Origin of the sequence: Mycobacterium sp. 23 (genome assembly GCF_048287075.1) — a bacterium.
Lineage (GTDB): Bacteria > Actinomycetota > Actinomycetes > Mycobacteriales > Mycobacteriaceae > Mycobacterium > Mycobacterium gordonae_B.
The window spans coordinates 5,607,267-5,624,721 of record NZ_JBLVUX010000005.1 but is presented as its reverse complement, the minus strand read 5'-3'; the positions used below and the strand labels follow the sequence as shown (position 1 = coordinate 5,624,721).

The following is a 17,455-nucleotide window of genomic DNA, read 5'->3' as shown; positions in this document are numbered from 1 at the left end:
GAGCCTAGTTGCCAGAACCGGTGATGCCCAGACCGGCAAGCAAATCCGTCTCCCAGCCACGCTCGTCGCGCTCCCCCGCCACACCCTCGACGAGAATGTAGTGCTCTTGCGAGAGGATAGGCAGGGCAAGGTTATTCGACAGGGCACAGGCTCGCCCGGTCGCGCCGACGGTGAGTTGGGTGGCGTGTGCGGCCAGCGCGGCGACCTTGGCGGCATGCGCGTCCGCACCGGCCTCGACAACGGCGTTGATGTCGTCGTCGAGGAAGGTGAACGGAATGTCCTCCGGCGGCAGTGTCCACTCCGGTCGCAGGTCCTCGGGCACCAGCGCCCGCAAACCGGCAGCCATGGCGTCCCTGGCCAGCACCGTCCAGTAGAACTTGGGCACCGGCCACGGGTTGCCCGGGTAGTCGTCCGGGCGGCCGGCCGCGGCCACTGCCGCGGTGGTGACGGCGTGGGTGCGGATGTGGTCCGGATGGCCGTAGCCACCGTTGGGGTCGTAGGTCACCACCACGTGCGGGCGCAACTCGCGGATCAGCGCAACCAGGGCGCCGACGGCTTCCCGCTCGTCGGCGTCGACGAAACGGCGCCGGCCCCGCGGTTCGGTGCCGGCCATGCCGGAGTCGCGCCAGCGTCCCGCGCCACCCAGATAAACAGGCCCACTGACGCCCAGCGCATGCAACGCCCGGCTGAGCTCGCTAATGCGGTAACCGCCAAGCTGATCCGCGTGGTCGACGGCGAGTTGGGCCCATCGGTCACCGACGACCTCGCCCTCCTCGCCCAGCGTGCAGGTCACGACGTGCACCTGCGCCCCACGTGCGGTGTAGTGCGCGATGGTGGCGCCGTTGGCCAGGCTTTCGTCGTCGGGATGTGCATGCACAAACAACAGCCGCGGCGTCTCAGGCATGGACGAACCCTACCGCCGACCGGCCGACGACCGAAAAACCGCCTTTAGTGAACGATAGGAACGCTAACGGCTACTATCGACCAATGCCGCAGGGGACCAGGACCACACCGAGTGCCAGCCGCAGCCGTCGGCGCGGCGAAGTTCTTGAACGGGCACTCTATTCGGCGACTTTGGCAGAGCTTGCCGCGGTCGGCTACGGGGGCCTGACCATGGAGGGAATCGCGGCGCGCGCCCACACCGGCAAGGCCGCGTTGTACCGGCGCTGGGCGAGTAAGCACGACCTGGTGCAGGCTGCCATGACACATAACGTGCCGCCGTTGCCCGAGCCGCGCGCCGGCCGGTCGGCCCGGGAGAACCTGCTCGCGGTCTTCACGGCTCATCGCGATGTGCTGGCAGGCAAGACGGACTTTCCGGGCCTGGAGATCATCAGTCAGCTGATCCACGAGCCCGAACTGCGGGCGATCTTCGTCGACGCGGTGGTGGTGCCGCGGGTGAAGATCGTCGAGTCGATACTGAAGACCGCGGTGCACGACGGTGATATCGATCCTGCGACCATCACGCCGCTGACGGCCCGCATCGGGTCGGCCCTGATCAACCAGCATTTCATGCTCACCGGGACACCGCCGACCCGCCGCGAACTGACCCTGATCGTGGATACCGTGATACCACCGAAATCAACTGCAGCGCATACTAATTGAGCTGTGCCGTAGCTCTTGGGCGCCCTCAGGTACCCGTGATCAATCCGGCGAGATCCAGCCCGGCCTCCATGCTCTGGTCGAAAGCACCCAGCAGGCCGCCGATCTGGCCGCCGTTGAACGGCTGAGCCGCAGTGCCCAACAACAGGTCCTGGGTGAAGTTCGACGGCACCTGCGGCCCGAAGAACAGGTTCACGGCTTGTTCGCCGGTGCCCACCAACAGATTCCCGACATTGAAGCCACGGTTCAGCGCACCGTTCAAAGCGCTGTCAGTGTGGAAAAACTGCTGCTCCCAGGCGACCTCGTTGGCGACCAGGTTGTGGTTGAAGGCCATTTCACTATTGACCAGGTTGGCGCTGAAGTTGATCTGGGCCGTTTGTACCTGTTGCAGGAAGCTGGCCGGTGAGCTCAACAGCGACTGCGCGGGGGCCGGAAGCGCACTCAGCAGAGCCTGCCCGGGCGGACTGCCCACGAACAAGCCGGCGAAGTTCGCACCGGCGGCCAAGCTTTGATCGAAGGCGCCCAGCGGACCACCGATGGCGCCGCTGTTGAAGACCTGTGCCGCGCTGCCGGTCAAGAGACTCGAAGTGAAGTTGGGCGGAACTTGGACGCCCACAAGGGCATTGAAGGCCTGTTCGCCGGTGCCCACCAACAGGTTACCGGCGTTGAAGCCGCGGTTGATCACACCGTTGAGAGCGGTGTCGGTGCCGAAAAAGGTTCGCTCCAAGGCGAGTTCGTTGCTCACCAGCGTGTTGTTGAATGTGAGCTCGTTGGCCACCAGATTGGAACCGAAAGCAATCTGCGCCTGCTCCAGCTGCTCCATCGGGGATGCCGCTGCCGCAACCGCCTGCAGCGGTGACACATTGGCGGCTTCCGCGCTCGCGAACGCGGCCGCTGTGCTTCGCATGGTCTGCACAAACTGCTCATGGAACTGCGCGGCTTGGGCGTTGAGAGCCTGAAAAGCCTGGCCGTGCGCGCCGAATAGCGCTGAGATGGCGGCGGATATCTCATCGGCGCCGGCCGGCAACACCGCCGTCGTAGCGGCCGCCGCCGACGAACCGGCAGCGCCGATGGACGAGCCGATGCCGGCCAAATCGGTTGCCGCCGATGCCAGATACTCCGGCAGAACGTTCAAATAAGACAACGCAGAACCTCCCCGTTCCTGATACGACGCTGGCTACGAAGGCCCTCCCCGGCCGATCGTGTCGCAACTCAGGATGGATCGATGGTAGCTGCGCCGCGGGAGCCGCTCAGGCGCTTTCTATGAACTGAGTTAGATAAACTCACAGCTGTTCGCAACGGGGACAATGCTTCGTCGCGCGAAATCGGCGGCGAATCCGATCGGCCCGTCACCGGGTAGGTGACGGGCCGATCAGGGGATGAATCAGGCGCTGCGCCTACAGGTCCCCGCCGATGTCGCCACCGACGTCGACACCGACCGATCCGCCGATCGTGCCGGTGCCGGTGAGAACGCCCGTCAGCGTGGCGTTGATGTTGGCGAGCAGGCTCGGCAGTCCGCCGGTGAGCGTCACCTGGATCGGGGAGAACAGGCTGCTCAGGACCGCCGCGTCGAACAGCCACTTCTGCTCGAACGCGCCCAGTAGGCCCCCGGCGGTGACGCCGCCGAAGACATCTCCCGGCGCGGTGACCAGCAGGCTGCCCGTCAGGTCTACCGCCGGGGCGCCGAGCAGAGCGTTGATGGCCCCCTGCGGGGTACCGACCAGCAACAGGTTCAGGCCGTTGAAGGCGTTGTTCACCGCGCCGTTGAGGGCGCCGCCGGTCCCGAAGACCATCGTCTGGAACAACTGCTCGTTGGCGACGAGGTTGGCGTTGAAGGCCAACTGGCTGTCCACCAACGCCCCCAAGCTGTCGGGGGTGAGGTTCAGCTGGGTCAATAAAGATGTCTCCAGCCCCGGTACGCCGCCGAGCGCCGTGTTCAGCGAAAGCAGTTGGTGGGCAACACCGGTCAGGCCACCGCCGATGGGGAAGCCGGGCGACTCCAGCGCGCCGTTGACGATCAGACTGCTGGTCAGGTTGGTAGCCGGGGCACCGACGATAGCGTTGACGAATTGCTCGCCGGTACCGACCAGCAGGTTGGCTGCGTTGACGGCATAGCCGACGGGGCCGGCCAAGGCCGGTGCACCCAACAGCGCGACCTGGTTGGCCACAAGCGCCTCGTTGAAAGCGATCTCGTTGTCGACCAACCCACCCAAAATGCCGCTCTGCAGTTGCTCGAAGCCGGCCAGTCCGGTCGTCGGAAGGGCAGCCACCCCATTGATCAGCGCATTGAGCCCAGCCGTATCGCCATTGACGGCGCCGCTCAGCGCCGCACTGATCTGACCGCCGAGCGCTGGCAGAGTGAGGTTCAGGTTGGCCAGTCCGGCACTCAGGTTGCCGGCAAGCGTCGCGCCGGCTTGCGTCAGTGCCGCGAAGTTCGGCAACACAAAGTTGAAGTTGGGCAACGTGAAGTTGTTGGGCAACGTGAAGTTCAGGTTCGGCAGCGCGAAGTCGAAGTTCGGCAGCGCGAAGTTCGGCAGCGCGAAGTTGAAGTTCGGCAACGCGAAGTTCGGCAGCGCGAAGTTCGGCAACGCGAAGTTCCCCGACAAGGCCCCGTTCAGCGCGGTGCTGATCTGAGCCCCCAGGGCCGGGAATCCACCGGTCAGATTGGCAACCAGCGCAGGCAGATTCGCGGTGAACCCGCCCGTCAGCGCCGGCAGCGTCACGTCGAAGCTCGGCAGCCCGGAAAGCGCGGCGTTGATGTTCGCCGCCAACGAACCGCCGGTCTGCGCGAGCCCGGCCAGGCCTGAGCTCAGGCTGGTCGCCAACACCCCACCGGTCTGGGCGAGACTCGTGAGTCCGGCATTCACGTTGGCCGCGAACGTATTACCGAGTGCGGTGAAGTCCGGCAAGCCACCGCTGACATTGCCCGACAGGGCAGCATTCAGCTGAGCGCCCAGGCCCGAGAGCCCACCGCTGAAGGCGCCGGAGAGCAGGCCCGGCCCCACGTTGGCGTCAAGAGCGCTGTTGATGACCAAGCTTGTGTTGAAGTCGGCCGGAACCTGTGCTCCGAGAAGCAGATTGACGGCCTGCTGGCCTCCGCCAACGAACGAGTTCGCGACGTTCAAGCCGACGTCGACGGCGTTGGACACTGCGTTCCCGCCACCGAACAGGGCCTGTCGCAGCGCCACCTCGGTGCCCACCAGCGACTGATTGAACGACACCTGTGCATTGACGACGTTGGCGGTGAAGCCGGCCCACGCCTGGCCGAGCCCCTCGAACGACACCGTCGGGGCCGCGAGTCCGTTGACCAAGGCCTGCACCGTATTCGCCTCTGCCGCAGCATAAGCGCCGGCACCTGCGGTCACGGCCTGCACGAAACGTTCATAGGACGCCGCGACCTGTGCGCTGATCTGTTGATACCCGGCCGCATTCTCCGAGAAGAGTGCGGCGATTTGCACCGACACTTCATCGGCAGCCGCGGCTAGCACGCCCGTAGTCGACGCAGCCGCTGCCGCATTGGCAGCGCCGAGCGCCGACCCGATACCGGACAGATCTGCGCCGAACGCCGAAATTATTTGTGGCTCGACAAAGACAAATGACATGGACCGACCCCTCACCGCAATGATTGCTGGCTTACCCCGGCCCGATCAGGTGCCCTCTACCCCCGACCGAAGCGTATCGCGGGGGTTGACCGGAGCGTGCGCTTTCTAAACGTAGATTTTTGTAACAATTTGTCGCAGGCCCAATTGGCCGTTGCCCACTAAGCGGCCCGCCATGCGCCCAGTTTCAAGATCATGCCGAAATGATCTGTATGGCACGGAATTCGGGCTATTGCCCGGTCTTGACCCACTGACCGGCGTCGCCAACGATGCCGACCGGCACCGCACCGGTCAGGCTGACGTTCTGCACGCTGGGGCCGGCACCGACGATCGTGGTGTCCTGCAGGATGGGCAGCACGGTCGACATGTTCCACAGCCGCGGCTCCACCGCGGTGATTACGTCATTGATGTTCTTGGACCCGTTGAGGGCGGCGTCGATGTTCGACTCGATGCTGCGGTCGCAGATGCCGGTGAGGTTCGACGGCGCCTTCACCAGCGCGCCCGGTTCGGGCTGGCGACTCGGCGTCGTCGGCGCCGAGGTGGTGTCCGGCGCCGCCTGGGTCGTCGCGACGGGAGACGTCGACGACGTACTGGTAGTAGTCGGAGGGGCGTTCGGCGCGGGCACTTCCGTCGCCTCCAGCGCCGGACACCCGAACCGGGAAGCCAAGGAAGTGGCGAGGTTTCCGCCGGCCTGATGCCAACCCACTAACGCGTCCACTTGATGGTTGATCAGCGCGTCGCGATACAGCGTCACGGGATCCAGGGCCAGCACGCTCGCGGCGATACCGACATTGCGCAGCTGGTCCGCGGCAGTGTTGGCGACGGCCACCGACGTGGGATCGTTGACAGCCACCCCGATCACCAAAGACAACTGCTTGCCGTCCTTGCTGATTCGGCCCCGGATGACTTCCGGCGGCCCGGTGCTCACCGGCGCCGTCGCGGAAGTCGGGGCCGGCGAAACCGAAGTGCTGCTTTCGATCTGGAAGCCGGCCGCCTCCAGCAGGCCCATCGCCGCCGTGGTGCTCATGGCCGGCGGCGCGGTCGGCACATAGCCGGGGTCACTGGGCGAACGGATCTGCGCCTGAGCCAGGGTGACGGTGTTGTCGCTGCCGGCACCCACCGCGGCCAGCAGGTCGACGTCGACCAGACCCAGAATAGCCTTGCGGACCTGGGCGTCGGCCAGCTTGGGTTCGTTCGCCCGCAGCGTCAGCTGCATCACCCGCGGCGTCACGATCCGGGCGGTCCGCACATCGGGAATGGCCGACAGCTGGGCGAAAGCGGCGGACCCGCCGTGCACCTGGGCCACCTGGGTGTCGCCGTTGCGCACCGAGTCGGCCAGAGCGGCCGGGGCGCCGGCGCGCCGGAACTGAATGAGCGCCGGTTTGGCGGGCGGTCCCCAATAGCGATCGTTGCGGGCGATCAGGATCTCGTCGCGCTGGGGATCGATGTTCTCCACCCGGAATTGCCCGCCGGTGACCGGCAGGGCGCGCGCCAACCCGGAGGAGAATCCGCCCGGCACGTCCTTGACGATGTGCGCGGGCAACAGGTTGTTGAACAACTCCCGCCACGCCGGGTACGGCTGGGCGAAGGTGACGACGGCTTGCTTGCCCCCTTCGAGGGACTGGACGTTCGTGATGAGGTCATACCCGGCCGGATCCACAACGCCGGGCTGGCTCACCATCTGCCGCCACAGGTACCAGAAGTCGTCGGCGGCGATCGGGGCGTTGTCGGTCCACTGCGCCTCTGGCCGGATCTTGTAGGTGACGGTGAACGGGTTCTCGCTCGTCACATCCGCCGACACCAGCAGGGTGGGGTCCATCTCCCAGCGCGACCCTGTCGACGAGTTGGGGTCAGGCACCGGGCGGAACGCGCTGGGCAGCACCAGGGCGCTGATCGCCGCGTTCACCGGAGACAGGTCCGAGAGCAGGTGTGGGTTGAAGCCGGCCCCGATCGAGTCGATTCCCATGATGATCTGGGAAGGATGCTGCGGCGGGGGCGGCGTGTTGTGCGGGGTATCGGTGCTCTGCGGCGCCGGCGGCGGACTCACCGTGCACCCCGACAACACCAGCCCGATGGCCGCTACCAGCACGCCGATCGCCACCAGGACGTGACGGGCTTGGTGCAGCACGCCAATCAGGGTATCGAGGCGCACGCGGCCTACCCGCGAGCCTTGGCGCGCGAGCGGCTGCGGGCACGTGAGGTGGCGTCCAACTCGACCTTGCGTACCCGGACGATCTCCGGAGTCACCTCGACGCATTCATCCTGGGCGCAGAACTCCATCGCCTGCTCCAGGTCGAGTTCGAGCGGCTTGGCCAGCGTCTCGATGACGTCGGCGGTCGACGAGCGCATATTGGTGAGCTTCTTCTCCCGGGTGACGTTGATATCGAGGTCTTCGGCCCGCGGGTTGATCCCGACGACCATGCCCTCGTACGTGTCCTGACCGGGTTCGACGAAGAACTGGCCCCGGTCGGCGAGCGCGATCAGCGCGAACGGGGTGATGACTCCGGTGCGGTCGGACACCAGTGAGCCGGTGTGGCGGGCGCGGATCTCGCCGGCCCACGGCCGGTAGCCGTCGAACACCGCGTTGGCGATGCCGGTGCCGCGGGTCAGCGTGAGGAAGTCGGTGCGGAAGCCGATCAGGCCACGGCTGGGCACGATGAAGTCCATCCGGACCCAACCGGCCGCGTGGTTGGTCATCTCCTCCATGCGGCCCTTACGGGCGGCCATCAGCTGCGTGATCGCGCCGACGAATTCTTCGGGGCAGTCGATCGTCATCGCTTCGAACGGCTCGTGCAGCTTGCCGTCGATCGTCCGGGTGACCACTTGCGGCTTGCCGACCGTGAGCTCGAATCCTTCCCGCCGCATCGTCTCGACCAGCACGGCCAGCGCCAGCTCGCCGCGACCTTGCACCTCCCAGGCGTCGGGCCGGCCGATATCGACGACCCGGATCGAGACGTTACCGATCAGCTCGGTGTCCAGCCGGTTGCGGACCATGCGTGCCGTCAGCTTGTGCCCGGACACCTTGCCGGCCAGCGGCGAGGTGTTGGTGCCGATGGTCACCGAGATGGCCGGTTCGTCGACGTGGATTCGCGGCAGGGCGTGGGCATGGTCGGGGTCGGCCAGGGTGTCGCCGATCATGATCTCGGGCAGCCCCGCGACCGCCACGATGTCACCCGCCACGGCCTCGTCGGTGGGGCTGCGCTCGACGCCCTCGGTCGCCAGCAGTTCGGTGATCTTGGCGTTAGTGATGACGGGCACCCCGTCCACCTCACGCATCCACGCCACCTGCTGGCCTTTGCGCAGCTTGCCGTTATAAATGCGGATCAGTGCCAGCCGGCCCAGGAACGCTGATGCGTCCAGGTTGGTGACCAGGGCCTGCAAGGGCGCCTTCGGGTCGCCCGAGGGCGCCGGTATGTGCTCCATCAGCACCTCGAACAGCGGGTCGAGGTTGTCGCCGGCCGGCGCCTCACCGTCGGCGGGTTGCTCGGTGCTGGCGATGCCGGCGCGCCCGGAGGCGTACAGCGTCGGCAGGCCCAGTGCGTGCTCGGCCGCCGCGGCCGCTTCGGGGTCGAGGTCGGAGGCGACGTCGAGCAGCAGATCGTGGCTGGCGTCGACGACCTCGCTGATCCGGGCATCGGGCCGGTCGGTCTTGTTGACCACGAGGATCACCGGCAGATGTGCCTGCAGCGCCTTGCGCAGCACGAACCGGGTCTGCGGCAGTGGACCCTCCGACGCGTCGACGAGCAGCAACACCCCGTCCACCATGGACAGACCGCGTTCCACCTCACCGCCGAAGTCGGCGTGCCCGGGCGTGTCGATGACATTTATTACTGTCAGCGTTCCGTCCGCGTTGTGACGGTGCACGGCCGTGTTCTTGGCCAGGATGGTGATGCCTTTTTCCTTCTCCAGGTCACCGCTGTCCATGATGCGTTCCTGGGTGTCGTCACCACGGTGGGTCAGCGCACCGGACTGTCGCAGCATCGCGTCGACCAGGGTTGTTTTGCCGTGGTCGACGTGGGCGACGATGGCGACATTGCGGAATGGCACGTCGGTGATTGTGGCAGCGGGACCCGCTAATAGCGAACTGAGCACCAGCATCCCCCGTACGGACGAGATGGCCGTCGGTCGTCACCGTCTGCTCGGATTGACCGGCGAAGGCGGTATGGGCCAGGTGTACAAGGCCCACCACACGGTGACCGGGCGCGATGTAGCCGTGCAGGTGCTACCGCCTCATCTGGGTGCCCTGGACGGCTACCGGGACCGTTTCCGTCGCGAGGCGACGGTCGCGGCGCGGCTCACCGAGCCACACATCGTTCCCATCTACGACACCGGAGAGACCGACGGACACCTCTATCTGGTGATGCCGATCATCGAAGGCGTTGATCGCCGAACCGTTCTGCGCCGGCAGAGACGATTGTCTCCGCAGCGAGCAGCCCGGGTGATCCAGCAGCTCGCCGCGGGCGCTTAACGCGGCCCATAGCAACGGGCTGATCCACCGCGACGTCAAGCTCTCCAACGCCTTGGTGACCGGCGACGACCACGTTTACCTCATCAATTTCGGTGTCGCGCACGATGCCGCGGCAACCAGTATCACTAGCATCCCGCCTCGCTTTCGCCAAAGACATTGTGGCCGTTGGTTTTACGATTATGAGATTGGCAATGTTCGATGAGGTGCTCAAAGACGTCGTCGGTAATTTCTATCTCAGCGGCGCGACTCTTCTCTATGGCGCCTTCCCCGGCCTGGTGACGGCGATTGCGGTCGGAGCGACGTGGCTGCTCGCCCGTCGAGAGGGTCGATCACCCTAGCCCGCAGAGAGCTTGGGTGAGGGCTCCCACCCACCCGCGATCTGCCGGCACCCAGTCGACGTCGGGCAGTTCATCGACGCTCACCCAGCGCAGCGCCCCATGATCATTCGGCTGCGGTTCACCCCGAACCAAATACACGTGGTAGGCCCGCAGCACCGTCGTGTCGGTGAGGTGAACGTCATCGCCGAGGCGCCCGCCGACGGTGACGTCGATTCCCAACTCTTCGGCGAGTTCGCGTGCCAGCGCGGCGCTCTCGGACTCCCCCGCGGCCACCTTGCCGCCGGGCAGTTCCCAGCGGCCGGCCAATTCCGGAGGTCGCAGACGTTGCGCCACCAACACCGACGCCCCCCGGAAGACGGCCCCGGCGACAACGATCTGGGTCGGCATGGCCACTGACGGTATACCGTCGGCGTTATGGCCGTTCTCACCGATGAGCAAGTAGACGCCGCACTACCAGAAAGCTGGGAGCGCGCCGACGGCGCGTTGCGGCGCTCCATCAAGTTTCCGGCGTTCTTGGCCGGCATCGACGCCGTGCGCCGGGTGGGCGAACACGCGGAAGCCCAGGATCATCACCCGGATATTGATATCCGTTGGCGGACAGTGACTTTCGTCTTGGTGACGCACTCTGAGGGCGGCATCACCCAGAAGGACATCGATATGGCGCGTGACATCAACGGGATTGTGGCAGCGGCTTCGTCGCAGTAGCCGGGCCTGATGCCGGCGCGACCCGCCATGCCGACCGCGTCGTTGCCACCCAACCCAACGTCGCCAGCGCCGCGACCACGTACACCGACCCTGCCCAGGCCAGGTACCACGGGCGGCTGATCACCCAGATGGTCGGCTGCTCGAAGCTCAGCAGCCACGGCACGCCGATCGCCGTGAGCAACAGCCAGCCCCAACCGAGGATCTTCGCCCCCAGAAGCTCCCGCAGCGGGCCGTGGATCAACCAGATCATCAACGGCACCAACCACACCCAGTGGTGCGTCCAGGAAATGGGCGAGAGCAGCAGCCCGAACAGTTCGACCACCAGCAGCCGGCCCAGGGCGTCGGAGCCGTCCAGGGCGCGCCACGCCAGGACGGCGACGACCGCCGTGACGACGAGAGCGGCCAGAACCAGCGGCCCGTATCCGGCGTCGTAGCCGACGATGCGCGAAATCGCGCCCCGCCAGGACTGATTGAACGAGGTGGCGATCGGCCCCACCCGGTGCGCGTCGCCCAGCAGGTCGGTGAAGTAGTAGCGGGCCTGATCGCCGACCACCAACAGCGACACCCCGATCGTGAAGATAAAGACCGCCAGCGAGAACAACGCCGCCGACCACCGGCGCGCGCCCAGCAGGTAGATGCCGGCGACCGCGGGGGTCAGCTTGACGGCGGCCGCCACTCCCACCAACGCCCCGGACAACCACCATCGCGTGGTGTGCACCGCATACAGCACTGCGAGCACCAGGAACACGTTGATCTGCCCGTAGTCGAAATTGCTGCGCAACGGTTCGATCCAGATGCTGACCGCGGTCCACAGCATCGCCGCCGTCCGGTCCGCGGCGGTGCCGATCAATCGTTGGCTCACCCGCACGACGCCGTACAACGTCGCCACGATTGCGACGTGCCAGAGGAACGCCAGCACGCCGAACGGCACGAAATGCAGCGGGTAGAGCATCACCGCAGCAAACGGCGGATAGGTGAACGGCAGCGGGAAGTCCGGCGTCTGGTCGGCGTAGACGTAGCTGTACAGGGTGCCGGGATGATCCAGGGCGGCGGCACCGCCGACGTAGACATGCAGGTCGACGAAGTTCGCTCCGTTCGGCGCGAGATAGGTCCACCCGAATCTCGCGGCGATGCTGAGGATCAGCAGCGGCAGCGCCAGCGTCTGCAGCAAGCTGCGACGGCGCCGGGAAGTTGCTGCCGCGTCGGCGGCCGAAGTCGTATTTACCGGCCCAACTTTACCGACCCGCCCGCGCGCCGAGCCTTTTATAACGGCGCGAACACGATTCCCAGGTCGGCGGTCACCGCCGCCACTCGTATCGGTAACGATCCCATAAATGCCACACGTGTCACTTGAGTCACTTCTGTACCAGGCTAGCTTCGGGTCTGGGACCAGCCATCGATCCAATCAGGGAGAGTCATGCCAACCATCTGGACTTACGTCCGAGCCGCCGCCGTTCTGGTCGGCTCGTCTGCCGCACTACTGACCGGCGGCATCGCCCACGCCGACCCCGCCCCCGCTCCGGCGGAAACCAACATTCCTCAGCAGCTGATCGCGTCGGCGGCCAACGCCCCGCAGATTCTGCAGAACCTGGCAACCGCTCTGGGCGCCACGCCTCCGGCACCCCAGGGTGTGCTGCGCGCACCGGACCCGGCGCCGGCCGCTCCCGGTGGGCTGAACCTGCCGTCGGTGGTGCCCGGGGCGACGGCTCCGGCTCCCGCCACCGCGCCCGCGGCTACTCCGTCCATTCCCGGGGTGAACGCTCCGCTCCCCGGCCTCACCGCGCCCGCCGCTCCGGCCGCACCGGCGCCCGCCTCGGTTCCGTCGATTCCCGGAGTGAACGCACCGCTGCCCAGCCTGGCGGCCCCGGCCGCTCCGGCCGCACCCGCACCGGCGGCGGTCCCGTCGATCCCCGGAGTGAACGCACCGCTGCCTGGCCTCACCGCCCCGGCCGCACCGGCCGCCCCGGCTCCGGCGTCACTTCCGATACCGGGGGTCACCACGCCGATTCCGGGTGTCACGGCTCCTGCGGCACCCGCGGTGCCCGCGACTCCTGCCTCGTCGTTGCCGGGTCTGGCCACGGCGATCCCGGGACTCGCCCAGGCCGCGTTGCCGGCTATCACCTCAGGAATTCCGGGGCTGTCCGGCGCCGGTGCGCCGGGAGCCAGCGGGCCGCAGACGCTGCTCGCGGCCCTGCCCTGAGACCAGTAGTCACCGACGACTGACCTAACACCAACAACCCGGGAGAAAACACCGTGGCAAGCACTTGGAGTCTGTCCAAAGGTTTGGCCGCAGTCGTCGTCACTTCGGCTGCCGCGCTCATGCTCAGTCCGAGCGCGGCAGCCGACCCGGCGACACCGCCGCCCAACCCCGCTCAACAGCTACCGGGGCTGCCGGCGTTGACCGAGTTGAGTCCGATAATCCAGCAGGCGGCCGGCAATCCGGCGCAGGCGACGCAGCTTCTGATGGCCGCGGCGCAGGCATTCACCCACAATCCGTCGGCACCCAGCGAGGCCAAGAACGTCGCCTCGTCGGTCAATCAATTCGTGGCCGACCCCGGCGGAAGCCCGCATTTGAGCAGCCAGGTGCCCCCCGGCGGCACCCCGCCCGAGGGCGCCCAGGTGCCGCATGTCCCGCCTCCCGGCGTCGAGCCCGGCACGCTTCCGCATCTGCCGACGGGCGTCGACCCGCATCACGCGGCGGGTCCGGCCCCCGAGGGCGACGTCCCTTCCGTGGTCACCCCCCGGCCGGTCGACCCGCCTCCTCCCGGGCCGGAACCGGCACCGCGGGCTCTGCCCGCGCCGGCACCGGCCGCCGCACCCGCGGCGCTACCCGCTCCGGCGCCCGCACCGGCTCCGGCGCCTGCCGCCGCACCCGCGCCGGCACCTGCTCCGGCGCCGGCACCCGCTCCGGCCGCGGCCCCGGCGGCCGCAACGCCGGCTTTCGGGCCCGATGCCCCACCGACCCAGGACTTCATGTACCCCTCGATCGGCACGAACTGCCTCGGTGACGGTACGAACGCCCTGGCAACGGCGTTGTCGGTCGCCGGACCGGCCCCCATCCCGACGCCGGGTCCCGGGCCGGGACAGACCGCTTACGTGTTCACCGCGGTCGGGACGCCCGGGCCGGCCGATGTGCAGCGTCTGCCCTTGAACGTCACGTGGGTCAACCTCACCACCGGCAAATCGGGCAGTGCCACGCTCAAGCCGCGCACCGACATCAACGGCGAGGGCCCGACGACGCTGACCGCGATCGTGGACACCGGTTCGGGCAGCATCATGTCGACGATCTTCGGGCAGGTCACCACGAAAGATCGTCAGTGCCAGTTCATGCCCACCATCGGCTCGACGGTGGTGCCGTAACTTGCCGCACCGGCCCGCGAGCGTGCGCGGATGTACATCGACCACGGCGTGTCGTTGTACGGATGCGCACGCTCGCGGCGCGTCGCGTCAGTAGGCCATGAACAGGATGGCGTCCCGGTCGTAGTCCAGACCGGGGTGGACGCTGGCCAGGTGGGCCTGAGTCAGCTCGACCAACTCATCCTCGTCCTTGCCGACGATGGCTTCCCCGCACGGACAAGTGATGTGTGTCTTCACGTCGCTGCCTTTCCTTTGGATGCTGCCTTCATCTGCTTCTTATATGAGCGCACCTGACCCAGCGACTCGGCATCGACGATATCGGCGATCGACATGTGCGTCCCCGCCTTGCCGTAGTCCCCCGCGGCGGCCCGCCAACCGCTCGGTGTCACGCCGTATTGCTTGCCGAGCAGCGCGAGAAAGATCTTGGCCTTCTGATCGCCGAATCCGGGCAGCGCCTTGAGTCGTTTCAGCAATTCTTTGCCGTCGGGGTTTCCAGCCGTCCACAGGGCCGCGGTGTCCCCGTCATACCGTTCGACGATGGTCTGCGCGAGCGTTTGGATCCGCTTGGCCATCGATCCCGGGAAACGGTGTACCGCAGGCTTTTCCGAGCAGAGTGCGGCGAACTTCTCCGGGTCGTAGTCGGCTATCTCGGTGACGTCCAGACTTCCCATCCGATCGGCGATCTTCTTGGGGCCCGCGAACGCCACTTCCATGGGTATCTGCTGATCGAGCAACATTCCGACCAGCAGCGCGAAGGGATCGGACTCCAGCAACGCGTCGGCGGCCGGGTCTTGAACGAGCTGCAGTTTCGGCACGGTGTCAGTTTAGGACTGCGTGGCGGTGAGGTAGCCAACCGACCGACCGCCGAACCTGTTTCCGCTGCGTCGTCGCCCGTCGCCATCCGTTCCGGGGTCACCACCGCCATCGCACGCCCGGGAGGCACCGCCGCGCGAGCGTACATCCGGAACCTCAACTGGCGGTCGACCTTCCAGCTCCAGACGCTTCGCGGGTCAATGGCCGGTCCGCGTGTGGCAGCTGTTTGACGACAACCCCGGGAGCCCAGCTCAAGCGCGTGAAAATCGTTGAGCCGCAGAAGATTCACGGTCCAGCTGAAGAACCTTGGACCGCTCAATCGATCGCAGCGATGTTCGGTGCAGCCGGTGACGGCGGGAAAACTCGCTGAAGTGGCGGTGCCGAGCGCCGAGAGTGGGAGGATGAATCGGCAGTCATCCCCCGGTGAGGTGGTGGTCATGGGGCGCCAGCAGTTGCAGCCCGGTCAGGTCTTTGCCGGCTACCGCATCGAGCGACTTCTCGGTGTCGGCGGGATGGGCGCGGTCTACCTGGCTCATCATCCGAACTTGCCGAAACTGGTCGCCCTGAAGCTGCTCAGCCGTGCCATGACCGACGATGACGACGTCCGTGCCCGCTTCCTGCGTGAGGCCGACCACGTCGCCCGCCTCGAACATCCCAATATCGTTGCCGTCTACGACCGCGGTGACCAGGACGGGCAATTGTGGATCGCGATGCAGTACATCGACGGTTCCGATGCTGCGGCCGCGGTATCCGAGGGGCCGCTGCCCGCCGAGCGCGCCGTACGGATCATCACCGAGACCGCCAAGGCGCTCGACTTCGCCCACGCCGCCGACGTTCTGCACCGCGACGTCAAACCCGCCAACATACTGCTCACCCGATCCACCGGAGGTGAGCCCGAACGAATCCTGCTCGCCGACTTCGGCATCGCCAAAACCCTCGACGACCGCAACGGGATCACCGCAACCGGCACGCTCGTCGCCAGCCTGCAATACGCCGCCCCCGAACAACTCGACTCCTCGATCAGCCTTGATGCGCGCGCCGACCAGTACTCCCTGGGCTGCACCCTCTACCACCTGCTGACCGGATCAGTGCCCTACCCCGGCCGCACCGCCGAACAGTGGATACACGGACACCTGAATCTGCCCGTCCCACTACCCAGCCACACCCCGGCCGCCCAGCAGGGTGGCATACCCGCGGGCATGGACGCGGTCATCCAACGCGCCCTGGCCAAAGACCGCGACCACCGCTACCCCAGCTGCGCAGCACTGGCCGCCGCCGCACAACGTGAGCTGGACATGGCGGACATGACCACCCCGGCTTCGGCGGGCGCCACCCGCGCGCGCCCGCCCGGGGATGTGCCCACCCAACTGCGCCCGCAGGTGACCCGGTCGAAGCGCAAGTGGCTGATCGCCGCCGCGGTGATTCTGCTCGTCGCGGCCGCGGGTGCCGGTGGGGCGCTAGTCCGTCACGTCTTGTCGCCCAAGGCGACCGGCGCGGAGTTAGTGCTCACCGCGGCCACCGACCCCGGGGCGAACCCGTTCATGCCCCCCGCAGCCCCGTCGCCGCCGACCAACACCCAACCCCCGCCCACCCTGCCACCACATGGCGGCGGCGCCCCAGTGGCCACCCAGTCGCTGCCCGGCGACCGCGACGGTCTGTATGGCGGCACCCTCAACAACGCCGAGTGCGACCGCGACAAGATGATCACCTTCCTGAACAGCCACCCCGCCCAGGCCGGCGCGTTCGTCGAAGCACTCAACACCGACCCGACGCTGTTCTGGAGCGGCGGACACCCCCTCACGGCCGCCGACATCCCTACCTATCTGCGCGAACTCACTCCCGTCCTGCTGCGGTTGGACACCCGGGTCACCAACCACGGATTCGACGGGACACGTCCCACTACCCTGCAATCGGTCTTCCAAGCGGGCACCGGTGTTTTTGTCGACGCCCACGGGGTTCCTCGCGCCCGCTGCTACTGCGGCAATCCCCTGACGGCACCGATCACTCTGTCAGGGGACCCGGAGCCGGTCGGCGCGGCCTGGCCCGGCTACAAGCCCACCGCCCTCGCCGCCGTCCAACCCACCGCCGCGACCATCACCAACTTCGTCCTCGTCGACGTCGTCACCGGTCAAGGGTTCAACCGGCCCGCCGGAACCACCGGCACCATCGACACCGTGCGCACCCAACCCGTCCCACCACCCCAACCCGCACCCACCGCGCCCACCACCGGACAAGGACCCCAGCCGTCGATCGACGGCACCTATCTATGGCACTCCACCAGCGACAACTGTGCTGGTCATCATCCCCCTGACCAGACCGTCACGATTACCCACCAAGGCAACACGCTGACCATGTCTTCTGGTAGGGGTGCGGTCTTCACCGGCACCCTGAACGCCGACGGATCGTTCACGGTCAGCAGTTCCGGCGGAACTATGACGGGTGTCTTCACCACCGAAGGCGGCCGCACCGTGATCCGCAACGGCACCTGGAATCCCTGCAACGGTACCTTCGAGGCCACAAAGCAGTGAATGCCAACCCAGGATCGCTTTACCACTGGCACTCTCACGCACGCCCCA

At 67.0% G+C, this 17,455-nt stretch carries 17 protein-coding genes; 8 read left to right on the top strand and 9 right to left on the bottom strand.

Going from position 1 to position 17,455, the window contains the following annotated elements; all coding sequences use genetic code 11:
- Positions 1-4 precede the first annotated feature (4 nt).
- Positions 5-904, bottom strand: a complete 900-nt coding sequence (mshB, locus tag ACNQS7_RS27205) for an N-acetyl-1-D-myo-inositol-2-amino-2-deoxy-alpha-D-glucopyranoside deacetylase (RefSeq protein WP_055577951.1) — start codon at positions 902-904, stop codon at positions 5-7.
- Positions 905-987: 83 nt separating this feature from the next.
- Between mshB and ACNQS7_RS27200 the strand changes: the two genes are divergently transcribed.
- On the top strand, positions 988-1,602 hold the full coding sequence (locus ACNQS7_RS27200) for a TetR/AcrR family transcriptional regulator (RefSeq protein ID WP_055577950.1): 615 nt from the start codon (positions 988-990) through the stop codon (positions 1,600-1,602).
- Positions 1,603-1,627: 25 nt separating this feature from the next.
- Here ACNQS7_RS27200 and ACNQS7_RS27195 read toward each other — a convergent pair whose 3' ends face one another.
- The 4 genes from ACNQS7_RS27195 to typA form a co-directional block, all read right to left on the bottom strand.
- The gene (locus ACNQS7_RS27195; protein ID WP_418014981.1) at positions 1,628-2,743 is read right to left on the bottom strand and encodes a PE family protein; all 1,116 of its coding nucleotides are present in this window, start codon (positions 2,741-2,743) and stop codon (positions 1,628-1,630) included.
- 253 nt (positions 2,744-2,996) lie between these two features.
- On the bottom strand, positions 2,997-5,201 hold the full coding sequence (locus ACNQS7_RS27190; protein WP_418014980.1) for a PE domain-containing protein: 2,205 nt from the start codon (positions 5,199-5,201) through the stop codon (positions 2,997-2,999).
- Positions 5,202-5,427: 226 nt separating this feature from the next.
- Positions 5,428-7,332 carry an ABC transporter family substrate-binding protein gene (locus tag ACNQS7_RS27185; protein WP_418016171.1) on the bottom strand — a complete coding sequence of 635 codons (1,905 nt, stop codon included), beginning with the start codon at positions 7,330-7,332 and terminating at the stop codon, positions 5,428-5,430.
- Between the two features lie 23 nt (positions 7,333-7,355).
- Positions 7,356-9,245: a translational GTPase TypA gene (gene typA / locus ACNQS7_RS27180; RefSeq protein ID WP_418014979.1), complete on the bottom strand. Its 1,890-nt coding sequence runs from the start codon at positions 9,243-9,245 to the stop codon at positions 7,356-7,358.
- Here typA and ACNQS7_RS27175 point away from each other — a divergent pair.
- From ACNQS7_RS27175 to ACNQS7_RS27165, 3 genes are read left to right on the top strand one after another with little or no spacing between them, the layout of a single operon-like run.
- Positions 9,223-9,666 (top strand): protein kinase domain-containing protein, encoded by a 444-nt coding sequence (locus ACNQS7_RS27175; protein WP_418014978.1) that lies wholly within the window; start codon positions 9,223-9,225, stop codon positions 9,664-9,666. The two genes, typA and ACNQS7_RS27175, sit on opposite strands and share 23 nt — an antisense overlap.
- A 55-nt stretch (positions 9,667-9,721) precedes the next feature.
- On the top strand, positions 9,722-9,868 hold the full coding sequence (locus tag ACNQS7_RS27170) for a hypothetical protein (RefSeq protein WP_418014977.1): 147 nt from the start codon (positions 9,722-9,724) through the stop codon (positions 9,866-9,868).
- Positions 9,852-10,004 (top strand): hypothetical protein, encoded by a 153-nt coding sequence (locus tag ACNQS7_RS27165; protein ID WP_418014976.1) that lies wholly within the window; start codon positions 9,852-9,854, stop codon positions 10,002-10,004. Before ACNQS7_RS27170 ends, ACNQS7_RS27165 begins: the two co-directional genes overlap by 17 nt.
- Here the strand turns inward: ACNQS7_RS27165 and ACNQS7_RS27160 are convergent.
- The gene (locus tag ACNQS7_RS27160; RefSeq protein WP_418014975.1) at positions 9,996-10,391 is read right to left on the bottom strand and encodes a (deoxy)nucleoside triphosphate pyrophosphohydrolase; all 396 of its coding nucleotides are present in this window, start codon (positions 10,389-10,391) and stop codon (positions 9,996-9,998) included. The two genes, ACNQS7_RS27165 and ACNQS7_RS27160, sit on opposite strands and share 9 nt — an antisense overlap.
- Before the next feature lie 27 nt (positions 10,392-10,418).
- Between ACNQS7_RS27160 and ACNQS7_RS27155 the strand changes: the two genes are divergently transcribed.
- Entirely contained in the window at positions 10,419-10,709 is a 291-nt protein-coding gene (locus ACNQS7_RS27155; protein WP_418014974.1) for a 4a-hydroxytetrahydrobiopterin dehydratase, read from the top strand.
- Here ACNQS7_RS27155 and ACNQS7_RS27150 read toward each other — a convergent pair.
- Positions 10,675-11,976, bottom strand: coding sequence for a mannosyltransferase (locus ACNQS7_RS27150; RefSeq protein ID WP_418016170.1), 1,302 nt, complete (start codon positions 11,974-11,976; stop codon positions 10,675-10,677). The genes ACNQS7_RS27155 and ACNQS7_RS27150 overlap by 35 nt on opposite strands.
- A gap of 150 nt (positions 11,977-12,126) precedes the next feature.
- On the opposite strand from ACNQS7_RS27150, the gene ACNQS7_RS27145 reads away from it, so the two are divergent.
- Positions 12,127-12,909, top strand: a complete 783-nt coding sequence (locus ACNQS7_RS27145; RefSeq protein ID WP_418014973.1) for a hypothetical protein — start codon at positions 12,127-12,129, stop codon at positions 12,907-12,909.
- Between the two features lie 53 nt (positions 12,910-12,962).
- Positions 12,963-14,069 (top strand): hypothetical protein, encoded by a 1,107-nt coding sequence (locus ACNQS7_RS27140; RefSeq protein WP_418014972.1) that lies wholly within the window; start codon positions 12,963-12,965, stop codon positions 14,067-14,069.
- A gap of 87 nt (positions 14,070-14,156) precedes the next feature.
- Here the strand turns inward: ACNQS7_RS27140 and ACNQS7_RS27135 are convergent, their stop codons facing one another.
- Both ACNQS7_RS27135 and ACNQS7_RS27130 read right to left on the bottom strand, forming a co-directional pair.
- Positions 14,157-14,303 (bottom strand): hypothetical protein, encoded by a 147-nt coding sequence (locus ACNQS7_RS27135; protein WP_063892814.1) that lies wholly within the window; start codon positions 14,301-14,303, stop codon positions 14,157-14,159.
- Positions 14,300-14,881 (bottom strand): HhH-GPD-type base excision DNA repair protein, encoded by a 582-nt coding sequence (locus ACNQS7_RS27130; protein WP_418014971.1) that lies wholly within the window; start codon positions 14,879-14,881, stop codon positions 14,300-14,302. The genes ACNQS7_RS27135 and ACNQS7_RS27130 overlap by 4 nt, the downstream gene beginning before the upstream one ends.
- 399 nt (positions 14,882-15,280) lie before the next feature.
- Here ACNQS7_RS27130 and ACNQS7_RS27125 point away from each other — a divergent pair, with 399 nt between their 5' ends.
- Complete coding sequence (locus tag ACNQS7_RS27125; protein ID WP_418014970.1) at positions 15,281-17,407, top strand: DUF6777 domain-containing protein; 2,127 nt, start codon at positions 15,281-15,283, stop codon at positions 17,405-17,407.
- The last annotated feature ends 48 nt before the right edge of the window (positions 17,408-17,455 follow it).